Annotated in this window: 25 protein-coding genes; 9 read left to right on the top strand and 16 right to left on the bottom strand. The window is 65.3% G+C overall.

Features of this window, described 5'->3' with window-relative positions; all coding sequences use genetic code 11:
• Nucleotides 1–17 precede the first annotated feature (17 nt).
• From AC0QTX_RS07090 to AC0QTX_RS07125, 8 genes are all read left to right on the top strand, one after another.
• Nucleotides 18–1,001 (top strand): cation diffusion facilitator family transporter, encoded by a 984-nt coding sequence (locus AC0QTX_RS07090; RefSeq protein ID WP_474603128.1) that lies wholly within the window; start codon nt 18–20, stop codon nt 999–1,001.
• Between the two features lie 70 nt (nt 1,002–1,071).
• Complete coding sequence (locus tag AC0QTX_RS07095; protein ID WP_474603129.1) at nt 1,072–2,292, top strand: phosphopentomutase; 1,221 nt, start codon at nt 1,072–1,074, stop codon at nt 2,290–2,292.
• Between the two features lie 273 nt (nt 2,293–2,565).
• Nucleotides 2,566–3,828, top strand: a complete 1,263-nt coding sequence (locus AC0QTX_RS07100) for a GTP cyclohydrolase II (RefSeq protein WP_474603130.1) — start codon at nt 2,566–2,568, stop codon at nt 3,826–3,828.
• Between the two features lie 145 nt (nt 3,829–3,973).
• A complete protein-coding gene (locus AC0QTX_RS07105; protein WP_474603131.1) occupies nt 3,974–5,227 on the top strand; it encodes a URC4/urg3 family protein in 1,254 nt (417 codons plus the stop codon).
• 36 nt (nt 5,228–5,263) lie between these two features.
• Nucleotides 5,264–5,893: a uracil phosphoribosyltransferase gene (gene upp, locus AC0QTX_RS07110; protein WP_474603132.1), complete on the top strand. Its 630-nt coding sequence runs from the start codon at nt 5,264–5,266 to the stop codon at nt 5,891–5,893.
• 48 nt (nt 5,894–5,941) lie between these two features.
• The gene (locus AC0QTX_RS07115) at nt 5,942–6,844 is read left to right on the top strand and encodes a 2-dehydro-3-deoxygalactonokinase (protein WP_474603133.1); all 903 of its coding nucleotides are present in this window, start codon (nt 5,942–5,944) and stop codon (nt 6,842–6,844) included.
• A 158-nt stretch (nt 6,845–7,002) separates the two neighbouring features.
• Nucleotides 7,003–8,385 (top strand): leucyl aminopeptidase family protein, encoded by a 1,383-nt coding sequence (locus tag AC0QTX_RS07120; RefSeq protein ID WP_474603134.1) that lies wholly within the window; start codon nt 7,003–7,005, stop codon nt 8,383–8,385.
• 63 nt (nt 8,386–8,448) lie between these two features.
• On the top strand, nt 8,449–9,300 hold the full coding sequence (locus AC0QTX_RS07125) for a C40 family peptidase (protein ID WP_474603135.1): 852 nt from the start codon (nt 8,449–8,451) through the stop codon (nt 9,298–9,300).
• Nucleotides 9,301–9,461: 161 nt separating this feature from the next.
• Here the strand turns inward: AC0QTX_RS07125 and AC0QTX_RS07130 are convergent, their stop codons facing one another.
• From AC0QTX_RS07130 to AC0QTX_RS07175, 10 genes are all read right to left on the bottom strand, one after another.
• Entirely contained in the window at nt 9,462–10,403 is a 942-nt protein-coding gene (locus AC0QTX_RS07130; RefSeq protein WP_474603136.1) for a 2-hydroxyacid dehydrogenase, read from the bottom strand.
• Nucleotides 10,400–11,722, bottom strand: coding sequence for a thymidine phosphorylase (gene deoA, locus AC0QTX_RS07135; protein ID WP_474603137.1), 1,323 nt, complete (start codon nt 11,720–11,722; stop codon nt 10,400–10,402). The genes AC0QTX_RS07130 and deoA overlap by 4 nt, the downstream gene beginning before the upstream one ends.
• A gap of 1 nt (nt 11,723) precedes the next feature.
• Complete coding sequence (gene deoC, locus AC0QTX_RS07140) at nt 11,724–12,485, bottom strand: deoxyribose-phosphate aldolase (RefSeq protein WP_474603138.1); 762 nt, start codon at nt 12,483–12,485, stop codon at nt 11,724–11,726.
• Nucleotides 12,478–13,299: a purine-nucleoside phosphorylase gene (locus AC0QTX_RS07145; RefSeq protein ID WP_474603139.1), complete on the bottom strand. Its 822-nt coding sequence runs from the start codon at nt 13,297–13,299 to the stop codon at nt 12,478–12,480. The genes deoC and AC0QTX_RS07145 overlap by 8 nt, the downstream gene beginning before the upstream one ends.
• Before the next feature lie 57 nt (nt 13,300–13,356).
• On the bottom strand, nt 13,357–13,761 hold the full coding sequence (locus tag AC0QTX_RS07150; protein ID WP_474603140.1) for a cytidine deaminase: 405 nt from the start codon (nt 13,759–13,761) through the stop codon (nt 13,357–13,359).
• A 2-nt stretch (nt 13,762–13,763) separates the two neighbouring features.
• Complete coding sequence (locus AC0QTX_RS07155) at nt 13,764–14,669, bottom strand: ABC transporter permease (protein WP_474603141.1); 906 nt, start codon at nt 14,667–14,669, stop codon at nt 13,764–13,766.
• Nucleotides 14,670–14,673: 4 nt separating this feature from the next.
• On the bottom strand, nt 14,674–15,777 hold the full coding sequence (locus tag AC0QTX_RS07160; protein WP_474603142.1) for an ABC transporter permease: 1,104 nt from the start codon (nt 15,775–15,777) through the stop codon (nt 14,674–14,676).
• Between the two features lie 3 nt (nt 15,778–15,780).
• Nucleotides 15,781–16,209, bottom strand: a complete 429-nt coding sequence (locus AC0QTX_RS07165) for a VOC family protein (RefSeq protein WP_474603143.1) — start codon at nt 16,207–16,209, stop codon at nt 15,781–15,783.
• Nucleotides 16,209–17,732, bottom strand: coding sequence for an ABC transporter ATP-binding protein (locus AC0QTX_RS07170; protein ID WP_474603144.1), 1,524 nt, complete (start codon nt 17,730–17,732; stop codon nt 16,209–16,211). Before AC0QTX_RS07170 ends, AC0QTX_RS07165 begins: the two co-directional genes overlap by 1 nt.
• Nucleotides 17,733–17,859: 127 nt before the next feature.
• Complete coding sequence (locus tag AC0QTX_RS07175; RefSeq protein WP_474603145.1) at nt 17,860–18,864, bottom strand: BMP family lipoprotein; 1,005 nt, start codon at nt 18,862–18,864, stop codon at nt 17,860–17,862.
• Between the two features lie 263 nt (nt 18,865–19,127).
• On the opposite strand from AC0QTX_RS07175, the gene AC0QTX_RS07180 reads away from it, so the two are divergent.
• Nucleotides 19,128–19,907 carry a HesA/MoeB/ThiF family protein gene (locus tag AC0QTX_RS07180; RefSeq protein ID WP_474603146.1) on the top strand — a complete coding sequence of 260 codons (780 nt, stop codon included), beginning with the start codon at nt 19,128–19,130 and terminating at the stop codon, nt 19,905–19,907.
• Nucleotides 19,908–20,039: 132 nt separating this feature from the next.
• Here AC0QTX_RS07180 and pheT read toward each other — a convergent pair whose 3' ends face one another.
• From pheT to AC0QTX_RS07210, 6 genes are all read right to left on the bottom strand, one after another.
• Nucleotides 20,040–22,463, bottom strand: coding sequence for a phenylalanine--tRNA ligase subunit beta (gene pheT / locus AC0QTX_RS07185; RefSeq protein WP_474603147.1), 2,424 nt, complete (start codon nt 22,461–22,463; stop codon nt 20,040–20,042).
• A 13-nt stretch (nt 22,464–22,476) separates the two neighbouring features.
• Nucleotides 22,477–23,559, bottom strand: a complete 1,083-nt coding sequence (pheS, locus tag AC0QTX_RS07190) for a phenylalanine--tRNA ligase subunit alpha (protein ID WP_474603148.1) — start codon at nt 23,557–23,559, stop codon at nt 22,477–22,479.
• Nucleotides 23,560–23,749: 190 nt separating this feature from the next.
• On the bottom strand, nt 23,750–24,118 hold the full coding sequence (gene rplT, locus AC0QTX_RS07195; protein ID WP_036356571.1) for a 50S ribosomal protein L20: 369 nt from the start codon (nt 24,116–24,118) through the stop codon (nt 23,750–23,752).
• A gap of 41 nt (nt 24,119–24,159) precedes the next feature.
• The gene (rpmI, locus tag AC0QTX_RS07200) at nt 24,160–24,360 is read right to left on the bottom strand and encodes a 50S ribosomal protein L35 (RefSeq protein ID WP_036356568.1); all 201 of its coding nucleotides are present in this window, start codon (nt 24,358–24,360) and stop codon (nt 24,160–24,162) included.
• 203 nt (nt 24,361–24,563) lie between these two features.
• Nucleotides 24,564–25,085: a translation initiation factor IF-3 gene (gene infC, locus AC0QTX_RS07205; protein ID WP_246742485.1), complete on the bottom strand. Its 522-nt coding sequence runs from the start codon at nt 25,083–25,085 to the stop codon at nt 24,564–24,566.
• A 136-nt stretch (nt 25,086–25,221) separates the two neighbouring features.
• Nucleotides 25,222–26,436: a glycosyltransferase family 4 protein gene (locus AC0QTX_RS07210; protein WP_474603149.1), complete on the bottom strand. Its 1,215-nt coding sequence runs from the start codon at nt 26,434–26,436 to the stop codon at nt 25,222–25,224.
• Nucleotides 26,437–26,503 lie beyond the last annotated feature (67 nt).

The raw sequence follows: 26,503 nt of genomic DNA on the forward strand, positions 1-26,503 counted from the left end.
GACGCCGCTTTTCGACCATGCCCGCGCATCGCCATTCGGCCGGCCATTCCCAACACGGGCATTCCCATGCTCCCCAGGCCGGTCACGGACGCGCCTTCGCCATCGGCATCGTTCTCAACCTGGGCTTCGTCATCATCGAGGCCGGATACGGTCTCTGGGCCGGTTCCATGGCCCTGCTCTCCGATGCCGGACATAACCTGAGCGACGTGCTGGGCCTCGCCATCGCGTGGGGCGCGGCGCTGCTGGCGAGACGAAGGCCCACGGAACGCTTCACCTATGGCCTGCGCTCCAGCTCCATTCTGGCGGCGCTTTTCAACGCGCTGCTTCTGCTCGTCGCCGTTGGCGGCATCGTTTGGGAATCGGTCCAGCGCCTGATCGAGCCTGCTCCCGTGGCAGCCCTTACCGTGATGGTCGTAGCAGCCGTCGGCATCCTCGTGAACGGCTTCACGGCCCTGCTCTTCATGAGCGGCCAGAACGATCTCAACATCCGCGGCGCCTTCCTGCACATGGTGGCGGACGCAGCCGTGTCCCTCGGCGTCGTGCTCGGCGGGCTCGTCATCCTCTGGACGGGCGCGGACTGGATCGATCCGGTCTTGAGCCTCGCCATCGCGGCCGTGATCGTCTGGGGCACATGGAGCCTCCTAAAGCAGTCCCTGACCCTCTCCCTTCACGGCGTGCCGCGAGGGATCGCGGTTCCGGATGTCAGGAGGACTCTCGAGCGGCTGCCCGGAGTCGCCCGCGTCCATCACCTGCATGTCTGGGCGGTGAGCACCACCGAGTCGGCGCTCACCGCCCATCTCGTCATGCCGGACGGACATCCGGGCGACGACTTTCTGGCGGCGGCCCAACGGGAGTTGAAGGAGAATTTCGGCATCGGGCATGCGACCCTTCAGATCGAAATCCACCGGCCCGTGGTCCATGAGCACGGCCCGGATTGCCCTCTGGAAGGCTCCGAGCACCCTCGCCAGGGCGGCGGCCATGAAGGGCACCACCATCGTTAGAAGCCATCGCATCTTTTGCCGCAATGACTTATCAGTCGTGATTCTCGTGCTCTGAAGGACTTAGCAAACGATGCCTCGCGCTCTTCTCATCGTGCTCGACTCCGTCGGAATCGGCGGGGCGGAGGATGCGGACGCCTATGGCGATGTTGGTGCCGACACGGTCGGGCACATTGCGGAGGCTTGCGCCGAGGGGCGCGGTGACCAGGCAGGCCTGCGTCAGGGGCCGCTGCATCTGCCGCATATGACGGCGCTGGGTCTCGGGCTTGCCGTCGAGGCCTCGACCGGGCGCATGCCGCCGAACCTCGCACCGCAGGGGCCGCTGAAAGGCGCCTGGGGCTATGGCGTCGAGACCTCCAAGGGCAAGGATACGCCCTCGGGCCATTGGGAAATCGCCGGCGTGCCTATCGCCTTCGACTGGGGCTATTTCCCCAATACCGTTCCGGCCTTCCCTGACAGGCTGACGGCGGAACTCATCAAGCGCGGCAACCTTCCGGGCATTCTCGGGAACAAGCACGCCTCGGGCACGGCCATCATCGAGGAGTTTGCCGCGGAGCATCTGCGGACCGGAAAGCCCATCTGTTACACCTCCATCGACAGCGTGCTGCAGATCGCCGCCCACGAGGAGAGCTTCGGACTGGAGCGGCTCTACGAGCTGTGCCGCATCGGACGCGAGCTCTGCGACGAGTACAAGATCGGCCGCGTGATCGCGCGCCCGTTCCAGGGCACGCCTGAGACGGGCTTCAAACGCACCGGCAACCGCAAGGATTTCGCTACGCCGCCGCCAGCCGACACGATCCTCGACACACTCAACAAAGCAGGCCGCTCCGTCGTCACCGTCGGCAAGATCGGCGACATCTTCGCCCATCGCTCAACGGGCCGGGAGATCAAGCCCAACGGCAACGACGCCTGCCTGTCGGCCGCCATCGAGGCGATGAAGGATCTGCCGGACGGCGGCTTCGTCTTCGCGAACCTCGTCGATTTCGACAGCGAGTTCGGCCACCGCCGCGACATTCCCGGCTATGCAGCCGCGCTCGAAGCCTTCGACCGACGCGTTCCGGAGATCGAGGCCGCCCTGCAGGAGGGCGACCTTGTCATCATCACCGCCGATCACGGCAACGACCCCTCCTGGCGTGGCTCCGATCACACCCGCGAGCATGTGCCGATCCTGAGCTTCGGAACGGGCGTGCCGCAGGGTTTCATTGGGCGGCGGGAGAGCTTTGCCGACATCGGAGCCAGCGTGCTGGCTCATCTGGGGATGAGGAAGCCGGGCAAGGGTACGCCCTGGCTCTAGCCCTCCCGTCATGGCCGTCCCGGGCTCATTCCGGGGATCGATCCCGGCCATCCCGGTCCACTTAAGCGCTTCGTTGTTCTGATCGGGATCACCGGCACAAGGCCGATGATGACGGGGAGGATTACGCCCAAGCTTCAAGGCAAGCCAAGCCGCCGCACCCTCCCCTACGCCATTGACGGCCCCGCAACTTTAGATCAGTCTCCCATAGATCGTATGGAGGCTCTCCGGCGATCGGTCGAGGGAGTCTTCCCGTTCTCGCGTGGAAGATTGTTCATGAGCTCGCCCAACCGCTCGACCCATATCCGGCTCACATCCCACCCGGAGCCGAACACCGGCACCATCAAGCATCCAATCAAGTGGGGAGCCAAGGCCCCCAAGGAACGCGGACCGATCATCGGCAGCGTGACCAATCCGGCCGACCGAAACGTGATCGGCGCCCATGGCGGCTCCTATTCGCTCTACAGGGCGCTCGCCATCTCCGCCCGGGCCATGAACCCGCTGGCGCGGCCCGACCTTCACAACACGCATCCCACCGCCGAGATCGGTCCGCATCCGCAATGGTTCGAGCCGGGCAGGATCGTGTCCCTCGATCCTTGGGGGCACATGGTTGGGGACGTGTTCAGGGACGATATCGCCAGCGGGATCGACATCCGCCCCAGCATCGCGGTCACCAAGGCACGCCTCAACATGCCGGAGATCCTGTCTGCCATGGGGTCGAAGCGCTTGCAAGCCGACGGCGGTTTCCTGCATGAGTCGGGCGACATCTCGGTCACCAAGATCGCGGTCGATCCGGTGTGGTACCTGCCCGGCATCGCCGAGCGCTTCGGCTGCTCGGAGGGCGAGCTGCGGCGCACCCTTTTCGAGCAGACCGGCGGCATGTTCCCGGAGCTCGTCACGCGGCCCGACATGAGCGTGTTCCTGCCGCCCATCGGCAACATCACGGTCTATGTGGTGGGTGACGTGTCGCGCCTGAGCGATCCGAAAACCCGCATCGCCTGCCGCGTCCACGACGAGTGCAACGGCTCCGACGTATTCGGCTCCGACATCTGCACCTGCCGGCCCTACCTCGTGCACGGCATCGAGGAATGCGTCAGGGAGGCGCAAACAGGCGGTGTCGGCGTGATCGCCTACAACCGCAAGGAAGGGCGCGCACTCGGCGAGGTGACCAAGTTCCTCGTCTACAATGCGCGCAAACGGCAGGAGGGCGGCGACCAGGCCTCTACCTATTTCGAGCGCACGGAATGCGTGGCGGGCGTTCAGGATGCGCGCTTCCAGCAGCTCATGCCCGACGTGCTGCATTGGCTCGGCATCCGCCGCATCGACCGGCTCATGTCCATGTCGAACATGAAGTACGACGCCATCACGGGTTCCGGCATCGAGGTTGTGGAGCGCGTGCCGATCCCGGCCGAGTTGGTGCCGCCGGATGCCCAGGTCGAGATCGAGGCGAAGAAGGCCGCCGGCTACTACACGCCGGAAGGCGCTCCGGACGCGGACGCCCTGAACCAGGTGAAGGGGCGCGACCTCGGACGCTTCTGATGCGCAGGATCACGAAGCGGGTGCCGGCTTGTCGCCGGGGCCCGCTTCGTTTTTAACCTTTCCGTCAAGCCGCCTTGTCCAGCGATGATGTGTTGCCTGAAGACTGTGCTATCGCATTCTAAGCCGGAGATCATCGGAGCCTTGAGTGACCGACCAGCCTGACCTGTCTTCCGAAACCAGAGCCGCCCGAAGCCTTCTCTCCGCCGCTGCGGTGCGGGAGCGGTCGCACCAGCTTCTGCAGGCGGGCCTCGAAGGCCGTCTTCAGCACTTCACGGTCGATCTCGGACGGCTCGACGCCTGCGCGGACGAGGTCGTGACCACGATCCGCTCGGCCTACCCTTCCCTCGATATTCCGTTCCATGCCCGCTGGCGCCACTTCGCCGCCGGAGGGCATGAGCGTTGGGGCGCAGTCATGCACGGCGCGCCCTGGGAAACTGCGGCAGACATGGCCCGCGCTGCCTTCGATCTTGCCATCGTGTCCGTGCTGCTCGATGCGGGCGCCGGGGCGCAATGGCGGTACGAGGAGGGCCGCACGGGCGAAACCTATATCCGCTCCGAAGGGCTTGCCGTGGCAAGCTTCGACATGTTCGTGAGCGGCGCGTTTTCCAGCAGGCCCGAGGATCCCTTCCGCGTCGATGCGGATGTGCTGATGACGCTCACCGCCGACGATCTGTCTGAAGGCTTCCAGGTCTCGGCCGACAACCCGCTCGTCGGGCTCGAAGGCCGTGCCGCGCTCCTCAACCGCCTCGGGCGTGTGGTTGCAACGAACCCGGACATCTTCGGGCAGGTGGACGATCCTCGTCCCGGCGGCCTCTTCGACGTCATCGCGGCAACCGCCGAGGACGACCGCGTCAGGGCGACCGCGATCCTCGAGGCGCTGCTCACCCATCTTGGCCCCATCTGGCCCGGCCGCATCACGCTCGGGGGCGTGGATCTCGGCGACACCTGGCGCCACCCCCTCGTCAAGGCACCCGATGCCACGAAGGGGCTGGTTGCCTTCCACAAGCTGTCCCAGTGGCTCTCCTATTCGCTGATCGAGCCGCTCGAATGGGCGGACTTCACCGTGGTCGAGATCGACGGGCTCACCGGTCTGCCCGAATACCGCAACGGCGGCCTCTTTCTCGACAGCGGCGTGATCGCCCTGAAGGATGCGGGCGACGCGAGCCGTGCCCATGCGGTGGATTCGCAGCTCGTGGTGGAATGGCGGGCCTTGACGGTTGCCCTTCTCGATCGCATTGCCGAACCGATACGGGCAAAGCTGGGATTCGCGGCCGCAGACTTTCCCCTGGCCAAGGTGCTCGAAGGCGGCACCTGGGCGACGGGGCGGAGACTGGCGAAGGAGAAGCGCGGCGACGGCTCGCCCCCTCTCAACGTGATCAGTGACGGGACAGTGTTTTAGATGAATCAGCACACGGCAATCCAAGAGGGGACAAGCATGCAGGGCGTCACTGTGGTCGATCATCCGCTGGTTCAGCACAAGCTGACGCTGATGCGGGACAAGGAGCGCTCGACGAAGGGCTTCCGCCAGCTCCTCAACGAGATCGGGATGCTGCTCTGCTATGAAGTGACCCGCGATCTTCCCATGGAGCGCATCCAGATCGAGACGCCGATGACCACCATGGAGGGTGCGCAGATCGCCGGCAAGAAGCTCGTCTTCGCCCCGATCCTGCGGGCAGGCGTCGGCTTTCTCGACGGCATGCTCACGCTGGTTCCCGCCGCGCGCGTGGCTCATATCGGCCTTTACCGCGATCCGGAATCGCTCCAGGCCGTGGAATACTACTTCAAGGCTCCCTCCGATCTTGCCGACCGCATGGTTCTCGTGCTCGACCCCATGCTGGCGACCGCCAACTCCGCGGTGGCCGCCATCGACCGTCTGAAGGAGCGCGGCGCGAAGGATCTTCGCTTCGTGTGCCTGCTGGCGGCGCCAGAGGGCATCGAGAAGCTGCGCGGCTCGCATCCGGACGTGCACATCTGGACCGCCTCCATCGACGAGCGCCTCAACGATCACGGCTACATCGTGCCGGGCCTGGGGGACGCCGGCGACCGCATGTACGGAACGCGCTAGAGTTCGCGCGACTTAACCCTTCGCTTCTCACAACAGGGGTCATCGGCCTTGCGCTTCATCGTCGCCGACTGGGGAACGACCCGATTTCGCGGCTATCTGATCGAGAACGAAACCATCCTCGATCAGGTCTCGTCGGATGAGGGCGTCTCAGCCCTGCAAAAAGGCCAGCATCGCGACGTGTTCCTGCGTCAATGCGGCCCCTGGCTTCAGGCCGAGCCTGACGCGCCGGTGCTGCTCGTCGGCATGGTGGGCAGCCGCGAGGGCTGGGTGGAGGCGCCTTACGCCTTCTGCCCCGCAGGTCCGGCGGAAATCGCCCAGTCACTCGTGCCGGTTGATCTGGAGAACGGCCGCAAGGGCCATATCATCCCGGGTCTCTTCTGCGAACCTGCTCCCGGAGCCGCGGACGTGATGCGCGGCGAGGAGACGCTGGTCCTGGGCGCCGGAGTCGGGGATGGTCTGATCTGCTCGGCCGGCACCCATCCCAAGTGGATCCTGATGAAGAACGGGCGCATCGAGCGCTTCGCCACCTACATGACAGGCGAAATGTATGCACTCCTGCGCGAGCATTCCATGATCGGCCGCCCGGCCACTCAGCCGGAGGATCCGAAAGGCTTCGATCTCGGCCTCGAGGCAGCCGAGCGCAACAGCCGCGAGAACAGGGTCGGCCTGCTGCACCTGCTCTTCAGCGCCCGCGCGGCCGTGGTTTCCGGCCGCATGAACAGCAGCCTGCTTGCGCCCTATCTGTCCGGTCTGCTCACCGGCGACGAGATCAACGGGGCGCTGTCCCAGTTCGGCCGCCCTGCCTCCGTGACCATCCTGGCCGCACCGGAGCGCGCGGAACTTTATATCCACGCTCTCAAGCGCCACGGCATCGAGGCCGAGATCAAGGACACGCAGCAGGCCCTGATCGCAGGCCTTGCGCGAATCGTGCGCCAGCATTCCAGCGCCTGAATGCAAGCGTCATCGCGGACGCAGCGAAGCGAAGATCCAAGATCGTAAGACCAGCAAAGACTGTCATCCTGGGGCCGCGTAGCGGAGCCCGGGATGACACATACGGTCCAAGCGCTTAAAACTGCTTGCAACCTTCCCTATTGTTCAGGTCACCATCCATGCCCCATCCCCTGCTCGCCTCTGCGAATGAAGCCTCGAAGCCCATCTGGCTCGTGACAGAACAGACCTGGCCCGAGACCATCGGCAGCCTGCCGCTGCTGGCGCAGGGCTTCGCGAAGGCGCAAGGATTTGCAGGCAAGGCCGGTAGCCATTGCCTGCTGCCGGATGCGGAAGGAAATCTCCTGGGCGTCGCTTTCGGCGTCAACGGAACGGATGCCAGGCACAGCGATCCGTTCCTCCCCGGAAAGCTCTCCACCCTGCTGCCGGAAGGCGTCTATCGCTTCGAGACCGAAGCCACGAACCCAACGCTCGCCACGCTCGCCTGGCTGCTTGGCGCCTACAGCTTTGGCCGCTACCGCAAGCGCAATGGGAAGGCCGTGCGCCTTGTGGTGCCGAACGGCGTCGATGGTGACGATGTGGCGCGCATTGCGAATGCCGTTGTGGCAAGCCGTGATCTCGTCAACACGCCCACCAACGACCTCGGTCCCGACGGCATCGAGGCGGCGGCGCGTCAGCTGGCGGACCGCCATAGCGCCTCTTTCACCAGCATCGTCGGTGACGATCTGCTGGAGCAGAATTTTCCGATGATCCATGCGGTGGGCCGCGCCTCCATCACGCCGCCGCGACTCATCGACTTCACCTGGGGCAAGGCCGGTGCGCCGCGTGTGACGCTCATCGGCAAGGGCGTCGCCTTCGATACCGGCGGCCTCGACATCAAGCCCGCCTCCTCCATGCTGCTCATGCGCAAGGACATGGGCGGCGCGGCCGCGACCCTTGCCTTGGCGTCCATGATCATGGACGCCAAGCTTCCGTTACGCCTGCGCGTGCTGATTCCCGCCGTCGAGAATGCGATCTCCAGCAACGCCTTCCGCCCCGGCGACATCCTGCCGAGCCGCAAGGGCATCTCGGTCGAGATCGGCAACACGGACGCGGAGGGCCGGCTCATCCTGGCCGATGCGCTGGCGCTCGCCGACGAGGAGAGCCCCGACCTTATCGTGGATTTCGCGACGCTCACGGGCGCGGCCCGTGTGGCGCTCGGCCCCGAGCTGCCGCCCTTCTACACCGACGACGATGCGCTCGCCGCCGACATCGCCCGTCACGGCATGATTGTGAACGATCCCGTCTGGCGCCTGCCCCTCTGGTATCCTTACCAGAGCCAGCTCGATTCCAAGTTCGCCGACATGAACAATACCGGCGGGCCGATGGGCGGCTCGATCACGGCGGCTCTGTTCCTACGCCGCTTCGTGGAGGCTGCGAAGGCCCATGTGCATTTCGACATCTTCGCCTGGAACAACTCCACCAAGCCTGGTCGCCCCGAGGGTGGCGAGGTCCAGGCCGCCCGTCTGATGTATGCTCTCCTGCAGGAGCGCTATGGGGCTTGAGCCGCTGGCGCTTCGACCCCGAAGCGACTAGGAGATCTGGTTACAGACTAAGGAGCTGCCCTGATGAGTTTCGACCGCCGCATTACGCCCGTCCGCACGGATCTTGCCGATGAGCGCCTGCGTGGGCAGGTCGAAGCAGAACGATTCACGACCGGCAGGGTCAAGCGCGTCGCTGTCACCTTCTCCGCCCTGCACCGCCACCCCTCCCGCGAGGCGCCCGTGGACACGCAGGCGATCTTTGGGGAAAGCGTGACCGTCTATGACGAGCACGAGGGCTGGGCCTGGGTGCAGCTGCACGACGATGGCTATGTGGGCTACCTGCCGAGCGAGGCGCTGGGCGAGGCCGGAGCGGAGCCGACCCACAAGATCCGGGCCATCCGCACCTTCGTGTATCCGGGCCCGAACCTGAAGCTTCCCTTTCAGGAATATTTGACCCTGAACTCCAAGATCGCCGTCACGGAGAGTGAGGGCGATTACGTTCGGCTTGCCACCGGCGGCTGGGTCTTCGCCGCGCACGTGAGCGGCCTCGATGCCTTCGAGACGGATTACGCCACCGTGGCCGAGCGCTTCCTGCACACGCCCTATCTTTGGGGCGGTAAGACGAGCCTCGGCATCGATTGCTCGGGTCTCGCCCAGACCGCGCTGACGGCCGCCGGCATCAGGGCCCCGCGCGACAGCGACATGCAGGAGCGCGAGCTCGGCACGCCTGTCGAGGTGACACCGAGCTTGGGCGGCCTCAGGCGCGGCGATCTCGTGTTCTGGAAGGGGCATGTGGGTCTGATGATAGACGAGACGAACCTCATCCACGCCACCGGCCACAGCATGACCGTGATGATCGAGCCGCTGGCGGTGGCTGAAGAGCGCATTCGCCTGCGGAGCTACGGGCCGATCACGTCGATTAAGCGGCTTGGCTGACACACGTCATCACTCCGGGGCTGCGCAGCAGAACCCGGGATGGCTGAACGAGAGTGGCTCCTTTCACCTCTCCCTGTGGGAGAGGGAGGCCCGAGCCATACCTGCACGCGATCCCGGATCGGCTCACGCCGCCCGGGGTGACAGAGAAAATAAGCAGCGCCTCAGTATCCCCGGCTTTTATCCACCACGGCCTCGAACGGCTCTCCGGCCTCATGGCGGCGGATCTGCTGCGCGATATAGCGCGCCGTCGCCTCCGGCTCGCTCGTCGCCGAGTTGTGAGGCGTGACCGTGACGCGCGGATGGGTCCAGAGCCGTGAATCGTCCGGCAGGGGCTCCGTCTCGAACACGTCGAGGGTTGCCGCCCTCAAGGTGCCGTCGTCGAGGCAGGCGAGAATATCCGCCTCCACCTGCAGCTTGCCGCGGCCTGCATTAATCAGGATCGGCCCGCCGAGCTTGCCGTCGCGGGCGAGCTTCTCGAACAGGGAGCGGTTGAGAATGCCCTTCGTCTCGGGCGTGAGCGGCATGAGGGCGATGAGGATGTCGGTGCGGTTGAGAAACGGCGTCAGCCCCTCCTGCCCTGCATAGACCTCGAAGCCTTCAACGGGTTTCGCCGTGCGGCTCCAGCCGGCCACATCGAAGCCCATAAGTTTAAGCTTGCGGGCGGAATCCTGCCCCAGCACGCCGAATCCCATGATGCCGACGCGCACTTCGCCGGCAATCGGCGGCGCGCGATCGGGCCTCCAGCGCCTTGCCTTCTGGTCCTCGTCGAAGCGGCGCTGATCGCGCAGATACATGAGGCAGTGCAGCACCATGTATTCGCTCATGCGGTGGGTGAGATCGTCCTGCGCGACGCGCACGATCGGCACGTCCGGCAGGTCGGGATAGCTCATCAGGTGATCGACGCCGGCGCCGAGCGAAAAAAGCGCTTGGAGATTGGGCAGATCCGAGAGGCTTCCGGGCTTCGGCCCCCAGGTTGCCACATAATGGATGGTGCTTCTGTCGAAGTCTTCGCCGAGCACCACGATGTCGCGGTCCGGCAGAAGCCGCCTGAAGCGCTCGACCCATGGCTGCGTCTCCCATGTGACGGCAACGAGAAGGCTCATGTCGTGGCTCCGATGCGCTCGAGGATGCTCGGGCCGGAAGCAGCTTGCCCTTCGCCAAGGGTGTAGGCGGCGCGCACGGCGCGCGCTGCCGCTTCCGCTGCCTCCTCGCTGGGTGCATGAACGATGGCGAGCGGGCGCGACGTATCGACCGTCTCGCCGAGGGTCGCGAGTTCCGTGAGGCCGACGGCGTGATCGATCGGATCCTGAGGCCGCGTGCGGCCACCGCCGAGAGCGACGACCGCCACACCCACATCGCGCGTGGCAACCTTCTGCACGATACCGGTTGTCTCCGCATGAACGGCACGCACCACGGGCGCCGCCTGAAGATGCTGTTCAGCATTCTCCATGAAGTCGGCAGGACCTCCGAGGGCGGACACCATGCGCTGGAACACCTCGGCGGCTTTGCCGGATGAAATCGCGTGCTCGATCCTGGCACGTGCCTCCTCAATGCCGGACGCGAGCCTGCCGAGCACCAGCATCTCGGCGGAAAGCTCCACCGTCACCTCGTGAAAGCGCTTCTCGCGTCGCCGGCCTGTCAGGTAATCGACGGCGTATGCCATCTCGACCGCGTTGCCGGCGGCCGACGCGAGCGGCTCGTCCATGTTCGTCAGCAATGCGCTCGTGGGCAGGCCTGCCCCATTGGCGACGAGCACGAGGCTCTCGGCGAGCTTTCGCGCGTCGGCGGCATTGTCCATGAAGGCGCCGGAGCCGAACTTCACGTCCATCACGAGGCCCTGGAGACCTGCCGACAGCTTCTTCGACAGGATGGAGGCGGTGATGAGATCGATGGACTCCACCGTCGCCGTCACGTCGCGGATGGCGTAGAGGCGCTTGTCGGCCGGTGCGAGATCCGCCGTCTGGCCGATGATGGCGCAGCCCACCTCCCGCGTGACGCGCCGGAACGTGTCGATGTCGGGCTGCGTGACATAGCCCGGAATGGAATCGAACTTGTCTAGCGTGCCGCCCGTGTGGCCGAGGCCGCGGCCGGAGATCATCGGCACGTAGCCGCCGCAGGCCGCCACCGCAGGTCCGAGTGCAAGGCTCACCGTGTCGCCTACGCCGCCGGTCGAGTGCTTGTCCAGCACGGGGCCGGGCAGATCCCAGGTCAGCACCGTGCCCGAATGCATCATGGCGCGGGTGAGCGCCACGCGTTCCGGAACGGAGAGGCCTTGGAAGAAGATCGCCATGGCGAAGGACGCCGCCTGTCCCTCGGTGACGCGGCCGGCGGTGAGCCCTTCGATAAAGTGCTCGATATGCTCAGGATCAAGCGTGCCGCCGTCGCGCTTGCGGCGGATGATTTCCTGCGGGAGAAGCGTCATGTCAGTAGGTTCCCGTGGCGGCCGTGCCGGCACGTCCTTCGATGGCGGCAATCAGCGCGTCGTAGACGCTGCTCGCGCCGATCCGGAAGGTTCGCGGCGTGGCCCAGTCAGGTCCCATGATGCGGTCGGCAAGATCGAGATAGATCTTTGCGTCGGCCAATGTGCGAATGCCTCCCGAAGGCTTGAGGCCGACGGTTCTGCCTGAAGCCTTGATGGCGTTGAGCATGATCTCGGCCGCTTCCGGCGTGGCGGAAACCGGGGTCTTGCCGGTGGACGTCTTGATGAAGTCGGCACCGGCATCGATGGCGATGCGGCTTGCCGTCTCGATCAACTTTGCATCCTTGAGCTCACCCGTTTCCAGGATCACCTTCAACAGGCGATGCTGATCGACGAGGTCGCGCACCGCTTCCACCATCTCGGCCGCAGCCGCGAGATCGCCGCGGCGGGCAGCCTCGTAGGGCAGCACGAGATCGATCTCGTGCGCGCCGTCGGAGAGCGCCTCCTGCGTGTCGTCGACGACGCGGCTCACATCCTCGCCGCCGGCAGGAAAGTTCACCACCGTCGCGATGCGCACAGGAGAACCTTTCAGGTTCTCCTGGGAGCGCTTCACGAATTGCGGCCATACGCACACGGCTGCCACCGGCCCGCGCGGATCGAGCGCCTTCTTGCACAGGGCATCGATGGCCTGATCGGTGCAGGTCTCCGTCAGGTCTGTGAGATCGAGGCTGCGCAGGGCGCGCGCGGCAATTTCCGCTTCAGTCATGGGACAGCTCCGCGATGAAGGATCGGACGAGACGCTTGAACTTCTCGGAGGCTTCCGCCGCCGTATCCTTGGTCTCCTGATGCGAGGGCGACGCGCCCTCGATACCGGCCGCGAGATTGGTCACGACGGAAATGGCCGCGACCCTCAGACCGTAATAGCGCGCGAGGATCACCTCCGGCACGGTCGACATGCCGACGAGATCGCCGCCGAGGATCTGCACCATTCTGATCTCGGCCGGGGTCTCGAAGCTCGGGCCCGACAACCAGGCATAGACGCCTTCCGGCAGCTCGATACCGGTCTTCTGCGCGGCGCGCTGCAACGTCTGGCGCAAGCCCTCGTCATAGGCCCCCGTGAGCGAGACGAAGCGGTTTTCCGTATGGTCCCGCAGCAGCGGATTGGCGCCCGACAGGTTGAGATGATCATTGATGGCGACAAGGCTTCCGGGACGGATGTCGGCGCGCACGGAACCGGCGGCGTTTGTCGCCACGAGGACCGGAACGCCAAGCTCCTTCACGAAGGCCACGGGCAAGCGCATCGCGCCCGCGTCGCCCGTCTCGTAGTAATGCGCCCGCCCCTGGAACAGCAGAACGCGCTTGCCCTCGAGCATGCCGGCGACGAGCTTGCCCGCATGGCCGGAGACGCCGCTTCTCGGGAAATGCGGGATCTCCGCGTAAGGGAGGCTCACCGCATCGCTCACCTCGTCCACCAAGGGCCCGAGCCCCGTGCCGAGCACGAAGGCTGCATCGAAGGGCCCGTCGAAGCCGCGGCTGCGCACGAAGGCGGCCGCCTCTTGAGTCATCTGCTGCATCGTCATCTCAGGCCTTCAACCGCAGGCCTGCCTTTCATCAAAGCACTCAGCTTCCGATCCGCCTCAGCGGTCGGTCAAATTGTTGGGTCCGAAGGAGAAGGGCAACAGCTCGTCAAGGGTAAAGCTCTTGCGGATGCCCTCGGGACCGGCAATGTGAATTGGCGTCTCGGGCGCAGCGAATTCGCGGATGCGCTGGCGGCAGCCGCCGCAGGGCGTGACGAGATGCTCGCCCTCGCCCATCACGACGATCTGCGCGATCCGGCTTGCGCCGCCTGCGATCATGGCCGAGATCGCACCGGCCTCCGCGCAGGAGCCTACCGGATAGGCGGCGTTCTCCACGTTGCAGCCGGTAAAGACCTGGCCGTCCACCGTCACGATGGCAGCGCCGACCTTGAAGCGGGAATAAGGCGCATAGGCCTTGGCCTGGATCGCCTTGGCCGCTTCGAACAGAGTGTCCAGCGATGCCATGATCAGCGCTCCTTCACATAGGGCAGGCCGGAGGCCCGCGGCGGGGTCGCCTTGCCGATGACGCCTGCGAGCAGGATGACCGTCATGAGATAGGGCATTGCCTGGATCGCCTGCACCGGCACCTCTCCGATGCCGGGCAGCGACAATCCCTGCAGCTGGTTGGCGCTGGCATCGAGCAGGCCGAAGAGGAAGCAGGCCCCGAGAGCAGGCCACGCCCGCCACTTGGCGAAGATCAGGGCGGCGAGTGCGATGAAGCCGCGTCCGGCCGTCATGTTGGGCAGGAAGCCTGCCGCCTGCCCGACGGAGAGATAGGCGCCTGCCAATCCGCACAGAACGCCGGCGATGATGACGGCGGTATAGCGCAGGCCCGTCACAGAGATGCCCGCCGTGTCCACCGCAGCCGGGTTCTCGCCGACGGCCCGCAGGCGAAGGCCGAAGCGCGTATGTCCGAGAACGAACCATGTCACCGGCACGGCAAGCAGGACCACATAGACGAGAGCCGAATGGCCAAAGAGCACGCTGCCGAAACGCTGATCGCCTTCGAGCGGCGGCGTGCGCCCGCCCTGTCCGTACCAGGCATTGCCGACAATGGCCGTGAGGCCCGCGGCCAGCATGTTGATGGCGACGCCGGAGACGATCTGGTTGCCGCGCTGGCTAATGGAAGCGAAGCCGTGGATGAGCCCGATGGCTATGGAAGCCACGATGCCGACGAGAAGGCCGGCCCAAGCAGAGCCGAACGCGTAGGCCCCTGCAGCGCCAGCAAAAGCCGCCACCAGCATCTTGCCCTCGAGGCCGATATCCACCACGCCGGAACGCTCGGACCAGAGGCCGGCAAGGCAGGCGGCGAGAAGCGGGATCGAGAGCCGCAGGGCCGAGTCGAAAATCGTGACGAGAATGCCGAGATCCATGGCGTCACACCCTCGCCAGCTTCTGACGCGCGAAGAGGTGCGCCACGAAGCGCCGGAACAATCCGTCGAGAGCGCCCGCAAACAGGATGATGATGCCGCCGATCACCACCACCATATCGCGGGTGATGGCCGGCTGCTCGAAGGCCAATTCCGCGCCGCCCTGATAGAGGATCCCGAACAGGAGCGAGGCCAGGATGATGCCGGCCGGATGGGCGCGGCCCATGAGCGCCACGGCGATTCCGACGAAGCCGTAGCCCGAGGTGAACTCCAGAAGCAGACGGTGCTGGTAGCCCATAAGCTCATTCACCGCGAGGCCTCCGGCCAATGCGCCGGACAGCACCATGGCGATGATGATGATGCGCGCCGGCGAAATGCCGGCATAAACCGCAGCGCTCGGGTTCGATCCGACGACGCGGATCGCGTAGCCGAGGCGCGAACGGTAGATGAGAAGCCAGACGAAGTAGGATGCGGCCAGCGCCAGCACGAGCGTGAGGTTGAGCTGCGAATTCGGGATCTCGATGCCGACGGCGCCGAGGACGTCGTGCATGAATGGAATGTACGACTGCTCAGGAAACGCGCGTGTCTCCGGGTTCATGGATTGCGGCTCACGCAGCACGTTCACCAGCAGATAGACGATCAGCACGCTGGCGAGCCAGTTGAACATGATCGTGGTGATCACGATGTGGCTGCCGCGCTTCGCCTGCAGATAGCCAGGAATGGCAGCCCACAGGGCGCCGAACGCCGCAGCACCCAGGATGCCGAGCGGGATGAGCAGGAAGCCCGGCAGGAAGGTGAGATTGTTGAGCACCAGCGCAATGCCGAGACCCGCCAGCGTCGCCTGTCCCTCACCGCCGATGTTGAACAGTCCGGCATGATAGGCGACGGCGACGGCGAGCCCGACGAAGATGAAGTCGGTCATGTAGAACAGGGTGAAGCCGAGCCCCTCCCCGGTGCCGAGACTGCCCTGGAGCAGCCAGCGGGTAGCCGTCAGCGGGTTTTCACCGATGGCGAGCACCACGAGACCGGCGACAAGAAAAGCCGCCACCACGGAGATGGCGGGCACGAGAACCGTATCAGCCCATCTGGGCAGGTCGAGAGGAGCACTCACGTCTTAAGCATCCGGCAGGAACATGTGGCCCTGCTCATCGAGAGGAAAGGATGGATTCCAGGCGACTTCCCAGAGGTGCCCGTCAGGATCGGCGAAATAGCCCGAATAGCCGCCCCAGAAAACATCCTGCAGCGGCTTGACCGGTTTTGCGCCCGCCGTCACGGCCAGAGCATAAACCTCGTCGGCTTCCTCTCTGGAGCGGGCATTGTAGGCGAGCGTGATGGCGGCAAAGCCGGTGGGCCTATCCTCGACGCCCGCATCCTTGGCGAGGTCGGCACGCCCGAAGAGAGCAAGCGCCAGGCCGTTCGCCTGGTAGAACGCGACGCTGGGCTGGCTTGCGGAAGAAGCCTTCCAGCCCCACGCCTCGTAGAAGGCGCGGGCCTTCGCCAGATCAGCGACGCCGAGGGTGACAAGGGTCAATCGCGGCTGCATCACGCGGCCTCATCCACGACGCCGGCCATGAGCAGGCCGAGATCCTGCTCGTTCGTCTCGGAGGCCTTGCGCTCGCCGGTGATCTTGCCGCCGCACATGGTGAGGATGCGGTCGGAGAGATTCATGATCTCGTCGAGTTCCACCGAAACCAGCAGGATGGCGACGCCTGCGTCCCGCAGGGCGATCAGGCGTCGATGGATGAACTCGATGGCTCCGATATCGACGCCGCGGGTCGGCTGTCCCACGAGCAGCACCTTCGGGTTGCGCTCGATCTCGCGCGCCAGCACGATCTTCTGCTGGTTGCCGCCGGAGAACTTCGACGATTTCAGTCGCGGCGCAGGCGGGCGCACATCGTACTGCTCCATCTTCTTCGCGAGGTCCGCGACGAGGCGGTCGTGATCGAGGATGGGTCCATGGCCGAGATGCGGCTCGTGGCTGAAGCCTAGAATGGCGCTCTCGAAGGCCGGAAATGCAGGCACAAGCCCCGTGCGCAGCCGATCCTCCGGCACGTGGAGCAGGCCGAGATGGCGCATACGGTGCGGGTTATGCTCCGAGGAGTGAATGGCCATCCCCTCGAGCCGGATAGACCCCAGCACCGGCTGGCGCATGCCGGCAATGGCTTCCAGCAATTCGCTCTGTCCGTTGCCGGCAACGCCCGCGATGCCGACGATCTCGCCCGCGCGAACGGTGAAGGAGGCACTGGCCACCCGGAGAACGCCGCGGCCATCCACGACGGACACATTGTCGACCTCGAGCAGCGGCGCGCCGGGCGTCTTCTCGGCTTTCTCGACGCGCAGGAGCACGCGCCGCCCCACCATCAGCTCGGCCAGTTCCGGCGGCGAGGTGTTCGCCGTCTCGACGGTCGCGACCATTTCGCCGCGGCGCATCACCGACACGCGATCGGTGATCGCCATGATCTCGCGCAGCTTGTGGGTGATGAGAATGACGATCTTGCCCTGCTCCTTGAGCGAACGCAGCAGGCCGAACAGCGCATCGGCCTCCGGCGGCGTAAGCACGGCGGTGGGCTCGTCGAGAATGAGAATATCCGCGCCGCGATAGAGCGCCTTCAGGATCTCGACGCGCTGCTGCAGCCCGACGGACAGATCGCCCACGGTGGCATCCACATCGATCTCGAGGCCGTAATCTCGTGCGAGCCGCGCGAGTTCCGCGCGCACCTTCGCCTCGCCGGCGCGCAGCATGGCGCCGCCTTCGGCGCCGAGCATCACGTTGTCGACCACGCTCAGGGGCTCCACCAGCATGAAGTGCTGATGCACCATGCCGATGCCGGCCTGGATGGCATCATTGGGCGAGCGGATAGCGATGGGCTTGCCGTTGACCCGGACCTCGCCGGAATCCGCCTCATAGAACCCGTACAGGATCGACATGAGCGTCGACTTGCCGGCGCCGTTCTCGCCGACGATGCCATGGATCGTGCCGCGCTCGACGGAGAGGTTCACATCCCTGTTGGCGTGAACGGCGCCGAAGCTCTTGTTGATGGCAATGAGTTCAATGGCGGGGGACATCGGCCTCAAGGTGGTTGTCCGGCATAGGAAAAAGCAGGGGGATCTTATCGGAAAAAGCACGAACCTAAAAACGGAAACGGCCGCAGGCCCTTCCTAGAGGAGCCTGCGGCCGGATCGATGAGTCAGATTACATCGGGCACTTGGAATCCGACATGTAGTCGTGGACCTTGATGGTGCCGGACTTGATGTCGGCGGCGGCCTTGTCGGCGGCGGCCTTCATCTCGGCGGTCACAAGCGACTTGTTGTTGTCGTCGAGCGCCCAGGCCACGCCATCCTCGGCCAGGCCCAGAACCGAGACACCAGCCTTGAAGGTGCCCTTCTTGGCCTGATCGAAGGCGTTGTAGGTGGCGACATCCACGCGCTTGACCATGGAGGTCAGCACCTTGCCCGGATGCATGCTGTTCTGGTTCGAGTCGACGCCGATGCCGAGCTTGCCCGCGTCGGCAGCAGCGCGCAGGACGCCCACGCCGGTGCCGCCGGCCGCATGATAGATCACGTCCGCGCCACGATCGATCTGGCTCTTGGCGAGCTCGCCGCCCTTCACAGGGTCGTTCCAGGCCGCACCCGTGGTGCCGGTCATGTTCTGGAACACCTCCGCGTCCTTCTTGGCGTGCTTCACGCCCTGGACGTAGCCGCAGGCGAACTTGCGGATGAGCGGGATGTCCATGCCGCCCACGAAGCCGACCTTGTTGGTCTTGGAGGCCTGGGCCGCCAGGAGACCGACCAGGAACGAGCCCTCATGCTCCTTGAACACGACCGACTGCACGTTCGGCTTCTCGATCACGGCGTCGATGATGGCGAACTGGGTCTTCGGGAACTCCTCGGCGACCTTCTTCAGCGCGGTCTCCTGGGAGAAGCCCACGGCCAGGATGGGGGAGAAGCCGTCGCGGGCGAAGCGGCGCAGGGCCTGCTCGCGCTGGGCGTCGTTCTGCGGCTCGAAATCGCGGTAGTCGGTGCCCGTGTCCTTCTTGTACTTCTCGGCGCCGGTGTGGACGCCTTCGTTGAAGGACTTGTCGAACTTGCCGCCGAGATCATAGACGATGGCGGGTTTGAAGGCCGGAGCCTGGGCGAAGGCGAAGGAGGCGGAAAAGGCGAGGCCCGCGAGTGCGAGGCCGGACTTGGTGACTGTCATCGGCTTAGTTCCCTGTTAGACGCCGGCTTTTTCGCCGGTTGCCCCATGACGATGGCATGGCAAGGGTCACAACGCCAAGGCCTCTGTCAAGGCGGCATGTTATTTCCTTCACGCATCGTGCGGAAAAGTGGCTCCGGTTTTCCGCAGGAACGATGCGTCAACCTTAATCGAAGCATCCGGCGAACCCCAAAAGTGCCTTCCACTTTTGGGTCGGATGCTGACGGAATGGTTGATGACAGACGCCATTCCCGTAAGGTCACAGCATGTCTTTGAACCCTGACGAAATCGACCGCTATGCCCGTCACCTCGTCCTGCGGGACGTAGGCGGCCCGGGGCAGCAGAAGCTGAAAGCCGCCCGCGTCCTCGTGATCGGCGCCGGCGGCCTTGGCGCCGCCCTGATCCAGTACCTCGCCGCAGCCGGGATCGGCACCATCGGCATCGTGGACGACGATGTGGTGAGCCTCTCAAATCTGCAGCGGCAGGTGATCCATGGAACTCCGGATGTCGGACGTCCCAAGGTCGAGAGCGCCACGGATGCGGTGCGACGGCTCAATCCGCATGTCGCGGTCGAGACCCACGCGGTCCGCCTGACATCCGAGAACGCGCGGGAACTGGTCCGCCGCTACGACCTCGTGGCCGACGGCTCGGACAACTTCGAGACCCGCTATGCGGTCTCCGATGCCTGCTTCTTCGAGAAGAAGACCTTGGTGACGGCGGCTTTGGGGCAGTTCGACGCCTCGCTCACCACGATCCGAGCCCATGAGAGCGGCCCGGACGGGCGGCCGAACCCTACCTACCGCTGCCTCTTCCCCTCCCCGCCTCCGCCCGGGGCGATCCCGGCCTGCGCGGAGGCCGGTGTCCTCGGGGCGCTTGCCGGGGTCATAGGGAGCCTGATGGCCATGGAGGCGATCCGGGAGATCGTCGGCTTCGGCGAGAGCCTCGTGGGGCGACTGCTCATGGTCGATGCCCGCTCGGTGCGGTTCGACACGTTCCGCTACGGGTGGGATGAGGGAAATCCGCTGAGTGGGCGCAACACCCAATAACCCTCTCCTCTCCGCGGGAGAGGGTGACCTGCGGAGCAGGTCGGGAGAGGGGAGGTCAGACGTCGAGCACCGCCCCTCTCCCGGCTCACTCCGTTCGCCACCCTCCCCCGCAAAGGGGGAGGGTTAAGCGTTTTATCCCCGCAGCACCGCGCCGGTCTTCTTCGACACCTCGCCGACGATCTTGGCCGACACCGCCTCGATCTCCACGTCGGTGAGGGTCTTCTCCGTAGGCTGGAGGATGACGGCGATGGCCACGGACTTCTTGTCCGGGTCGATGCCGATGCCCTCGTAGATATCGAACACGTCGACGCCCACGATCAGCTGGCGCTCGGCCCCTTGCGCCGCCTTCACGATGTCGCCGGCCGCCACCTCGCGGCTGACCACGAAGGCGAAATCGCGGGTGAGCGGCTGGAAGTCGGGCAGGTTCAGCTTCGGCTTCATCTTGGTGGGCTTCGCCTTGGGCGGCGGAAGCGCATCGAGGTTGAGCTCGAAGGCCACGAGCGGCCCCTTCAGGTCGAGAGCCTTCAGGACCTTCGGGTGAACCTCGCCGAAAGCGCCGACCACGTTCTTCGGCCCGAACTGCAGGGTGCCCGAGCGGCCAGGATGGAACCAGGCCGGGCCGCCGGCCACGATCTGGAGACCACCGGACGGAATGCCGAGGGCCGCCAGCAGGGCCAGCACATCGGCCTTGGCGTCGAAAGCATCGACGGTCTGCGCTCCGCCGTTCCAGTGACGGCCCACGCCCTCGGCCCGCGCCGTGCCGCGGCGGACGGCAGCCGCCTTGATCGACTGGCCCTCCGGCTCGTCCGACGCGAAGGTCTGGCCGACCTCGAAGAGGGCGACGTCGCCGAGACCGCGATCCGCATTGCGCTGCGCCGCCTTCAGGAGGCCGGGCAGCAGGCTCGGACGCATGTCGGAGAGCTCGGCCGCGATGGGGTTGGCCAGCGACAGGCGCGCATCGCCTCCGCCGAACAGTTCCGCCTCGCTCCTGGCGATGAAGGACCAGGTGACGGCCTCCACCAGCCCGCGCACGGCAAGCGAGCGGCGAGCCAGGCGCGTGCGCTTCTGGATCAGGGTCAGGATCGGCTTGGCCACCACGTCTTCGAGGCGGGCTAAGGGCTTCGGCTCGATGCGGTCTACCCCGGCGATGCGGATGACCTCCTCGACCAGATCCGCCTTGCCTTCGATGTCCGGGCGCCATGACGGAGCCGTGACGCTGACGCGCTCGCCCGAGCCCTGAACCTGGAAACCCAGCTTCTTCAGGATCTGCTCCGATTCAGCAGGCTGCACGTCGAGACCCGACAGGCGCGGAACCTCGCTCCAGGGGAACTCGATGACTTTGCGATCCTCGGGCACCTTGCCGGCTACGACTGCCTCGCTTGGCTCGCCGCCGCAGAGGTCGACCACCATCTTGGTGGCAAGATCGAGACCCGGCACCGTGAAGGCCGGGTCGACGCCGCGCTCGAAGCGGTAGCGGGCATCGGTGATGATCCCGAGCTTGCGGCCGCTCTGCGCGATGTTGAGCGGATCCCACAGGGCGGACTCGATCAGCACGTCCGTAGTGGTCTCGTCCGATCCGGAATGTTCGCCGCCCATGATGCCGGCGATGGATTCCACGCCGCTCTCGTCGGCGATCACCACGTTGCCGGGATCGAGCCTGTAGGTGCGCCCGTCGAGGGCCAGCACCGCCTCGCCCTCCTTCGCCCGGCGCACGGTGAGGTTGCCCCTCACCTTCTTGAGGTCGAACACGTGGAGCGGACGGCCCCGGTCGAAGGTGACGTAGTTGGTGATGTCCACCAGCGCGTTGATCGGCCGAAGCCCGATGGCGAGCAGCCGGCGCTGCATCCAGTCCGGCGACGGGCCGTTCTTCACGCCGCGCACGAGGCGCAGGGCGAAGGCGGGGCAGAGCTTCTCGTCACCCGGCGCGAATTCGAGCGTGACCGAGACCGGGCAGGCGCCTTTGCCCTGAACGGGCGCAACCGCATCGCCCTTGAGCGTGCCGAGGCCGGCTGCCGCCAGATCGCGGGCGATGCCGTGAATCGACGTGCAGTCCGGGCGGTTCGGTGTCAGGTTGATCTCGATCACCGGATCGTCGAGACCGGCATAGGCCGCGTAGGGTTGGCCGACCGGCGCATCCTCGGGCAAGTCGATGATGCCGTCGTGATCGTCGGAGATCTCAAGCTCGGATCCTGAGCACAGCATGCCCTTGCTCTCAACGCCGCGGATGGTGCCGACGCCGAGCGTGATGTTCTTGCCCGGTATGTAGGTGCCGGGCGGCGCGAACACGCTCTTCATGCCGGTGCGGGCGTTGGGGGCGCCGCACACCACCTGGATCGGGTCCCCCTCGCCCGTATCGACCATGCACACGCGCAGGCGATCGGCATTGGGGTGCTGCACGGCGGAGACCACATAGGCGACCTTGTAGGGCGCCAGCGCCTTCGCCTTGTCCTCGACGCCTTCGACCTCAAGGCCGATGCGGGTGAGCGTCTCGACGATCTCGTCGAGGGAAGCCGTGGTCTCGAGGTGATCCTTGAGCCAGGAGAGGGTGAATTTCATTGTTGCTCTCCGCTTAGGAAGTCAGGCCGCTGACGAGGCTTGGGATGTCCAGCGGGCGGAAGCCGTAATGGTTCAGCCAGCGCACATCCGCCTCGAAGAAGGGGCGCAGGTCGGGCATGCCGTATTTCAGCATGGCGATGCGGTCGATGCCCATGCCCCAGGCGAAGCCCTGATACTCGTCCGGATCGAGCCCGCAATTGCGCAGCACGTTCGGGTGGACCATGCCGCAGCCAAGGATTTCGAGCCAATCCGTGCCCTCGCCGAAGCGGATCTCGCCGCCTTTTCGGGAGCACTGGATGTCGACCTCGGCCGAGGGCTCGGTGAAGGGGAAGAAGGACGGCCGGAACCGCATCTTCACCTGCTCGACCTCGAAGAAGGCCTTGCAGAACTCTTCCAGGATCCATTTGAGGTGCGCGATGTTGGCCTGCTTGTCGATGACGAGGCCTTCCACCTGGTGGAACATCGGCGTGTGGGTCTGGTCGGAATCGTGCCGATAGGTCCGGCCCGGAATGATCACCCGGATCGGCGGCGCCTTGGACGTCATCGTGCGGATCTGCACCGGCGAGGTATGGGTGCGCAGCACCTTGCGCTCCCCCTTCTCGTCGGGGGCGAGGAAGAAGGTGTCGTGCATCTCGCGGGCCGGATGGCCTTCGGGGAAGTTGAGGGCCGTGAAGTTCAGATAATCCGTTTCGATGTCCGGCCCCTCGGCCACAGAGAAACCCATATCGGCGAAGATCGCCGTCAGCTCCTCGATCACTTGGCTGATCGGGTGGATGCGGCCGCGGGCTTCGGGCGCCTCGGGAACGGGGAGCGTCACGTCGATGCGCTCTGCGGAGAGCCGGGCTTCGAGGGCCGCCTCCCCCAGCGTCTCCTTCTTGGCGGAGATCGCACCCTGGACCTTATCGCGCAGGCCGTTGATGAGCGGTCCGCGTTCTTTCCGCTCCTCCGGGGTCATGGCACCGAGCGTCTTCAGGAGTTCGGACACGGAGCCCTTCTTGCCGAGCGCGGAGACGCGCACGGATTCAAGAGCCGCCTCGTCGCCGGCGGCTTCGACCTGGGTGAGCAGGTCACGTTCGAGATGGTTGAGATCGGTCATCGGTCCCTGGCCAGATGCAAGCGCCAAATTCAGGCGCCTTGAGTGAAGCGCGGCGCGGGAACCGTCAAGTCGTCCGAGCCGCGAAATGGCAACCGACAGCGTGAGGGCCGTCAGGCGGGTGGTCTCGGAGAAGGGGGAGTTAGGCGGTGCGGCTGAATGCCAGCCGCACCGAAAGCTAGTCTATCCGGCTTTAGGCGGCCTGCTGCGGCAGGGCGGCCTTGGCAGCTTCCACGTAAGCGGCGAAGGCCGCCGGCTCGTGGATGGCCAACTCGGACAGGACCTTGCGATCGACCTCGATCCCAGCCTTGCCGAGACCGTCGATAAATCGGGAATAGGTCATGTCATGCATCCGGACCGCGGCGTTGAGGCGCTGGATCCAGAGAGCGCGGAAGGTGCGCTTCTTGTTGCGACGGTCGCGCGTCGCATACTGCATGCTCTTCTCGACCGCCTGCTTGGCGATCCGGATGGTATTCTTGCGGCGGCCATAGAAGCCCTTGGCTGCCTTGAAAACCTTCTTGTGCTTGGCGTGGGATGTTACGCCACGTTTGACGCGGGCCATTGAAAAACTCCTTCAAAATCCGGGATGTGGGAAGAACCGTCTCAGCCGTTGGGCAGGAAGTACTTCTTCACGTTGTAGGCATCGCCCTCGAACATGGTGGTGGTGCCGCGCAGATTACGGATCTGCTTGTTCGACCGCTTGATCATCCCGTGGCGCTTGCCGGCCTGGGCGTAAACGACCTTGCCGGTGCCAGTGATCTTGAAGCGCTTTTTCGCGCCCGATTTCGTCTTCAGCTTGGGCATTTGGCTCTCCTTGGGTCAGGCCTCGGGAGCGGCTCAAACCGCTCTTCGGCCTTTTCATTGCTGCATTGAGCAAAACAAACCGCCACGGCAGCCCTAACAGCCGGGCGGTTCGATGAAGGCGCGCTTATGGCAGAAGGCCATCTAAAAAGCAATGGCCGCCGGCGCCCCGACGGCCATGAATTTCTCAGTCTTTAAGGAGCGCCCTACCGCGGGGCCAGCACCATGACGACTTGACGGCCCTCGAAGTTCGGCTCCATCTCGACCTTGGCGATATCGCCTACATCGGCCTTGACCCGGTCCAGGACCTTCAGGCCGAGGGACTGGTGAGCCATTTCGCGACCGCGGAAGCGCAGGGTGATCTTCACCTTGTTGCCTTCCTCGAAGAAGCCCTTCATGGCCTTCATCTTGACCTCGTAATCGTGGTCGTCGATGCCGGGACGCAGCTTGATTTCCTTGACCTCGACCGTCTTCTGCTTCTTGCGCGCCTCGGCGGCCTTCTTCTGCTCCAGGAAGCGGAATTTGCCGTAATCGAGGATCTTGCACACGGGAGGGGTTGCGTTCGGCGAGATCTCCACGAGATCGAGGCCCGCGTCTTCAGCAACCTTCAGGGCATCGAAGAAGGGGACCACGCCCCGGTTCTGCCCTGCATCGTCGATCAGCTGCACTTCGCGAACACCGCGAATGTCTCGGTTGGCGCGCGGTCCGTCCTTCTGCGGCACCGGCATGGCTCTCATTGGTCTGCGAATGGCTCGTATCTCCTGTTGAGGGCTAGGCCGAGGATCGGAGATCCCAACGGATCCCTGCTGTGCATGCTCAGCCTTGCCACGAATGATTCGACATTTCGCGCAAACGCGCGGGAAGTCAACTTGTTCTATGGCTAAAACGGCCCTCAAGAAGGGCGGAATAGACATCCAGAGTGCCGGAAACCATGTGCTCGAGCGAGAAATGACGCTCCACATGGGCCCTGGCCCTGGCACCTAGAGCGATTCTCGCGCTGGCCCCGAGATTGAGCGCAGCGCCGACCGCCTCAGCCAGCGCGTCGGCATCACCGGCCGGGATGCGCCAGCCTGTCCGCTCATGCGGCGGGACAGCCGGCGGGGACAGCACCGTCTCCGGCACGGCCCCGAGGTCGGAGACGACAACGGGCGTGCCCATAGCCTGCGCCTCCACGGCCGAACGCCCGAAGGCCTCGGGTTCGGTGGACGGCACGGTCACCACCGAAGCCGCCAGGAAGGCGGCTGGCATGTCGGTGCAATGGCCAACCCGGCGCACGATGCCTTTCAGCTTCTTCGCCTCGATCAGGTTGTCGAGATCCTTCACATACGAATCCCGCCCCTGCGGGTCGCCGGCGAGGATATAGGCGACATCGGTCAGGCCGGCATCACGCAGCCTGGCCGCCGCCTCGATCAGCACCTTCTGGCCCTTCCAGCCCGTCAGGCGGGCAGCGAGCAGCACCACGCGCTCGTGGGGCGCCACCTCCCAGGCCTTGCGCAGGGCCTCGATCCGCTCCGGCGCCACCGCGTGCGGGGAGAACACCGAGAAATCCGTGCCCCGATGGATCACCCGAATGCGCTTGCCCGCCTGGGGATACACGGAACGGATCAGCTCGCCCGTGTAATGGGAATTGGCGATCACCGCATCGCCGCGGGCCATCACGGAGTTGTAGAGAACCTTCACCGAGGAGCGGCCGGAATAGCTGCCGTGATAGGTGGTCACGAACGGGATGTTGAGCGAGCGGGCGGCGCCCAAACCCACCCAGGCCGGGGCCCGCGAGCGGGCATGAACGAGGGCAACCCGCTCGTCATGGCAGATCCGGGCGAGCTTTCGCACGTTGAGGACCATGGAGAACGGGTTCTTCGACGCCGCCGGAAAGGGAATCCAGATGCCGCCCTTGGTCTGGAGCTCGCCCACGAGCCGACCGCCTTCCGTTGCGACCAGCGCCCGGGCGCCGGCATGGACCAGCCCCTCGGCGATGTCGACGGTGGTGCGCTCCGCCCCTCCCGCCTCCAGTTCAGGGACGATCTGAAGAATGGTCCGGCCCGCCAGCGGGTGCACGTGAGAGGACGGGAACGCCATCCCTCCGCCGGGTCGCGATGAAAAACTCACGGAAGTAAGAGCCTTCTGAAAAGAATCGTCTATGAAC

Source organism: Microvirga sp. jy35, assembly GCF_056148915.1.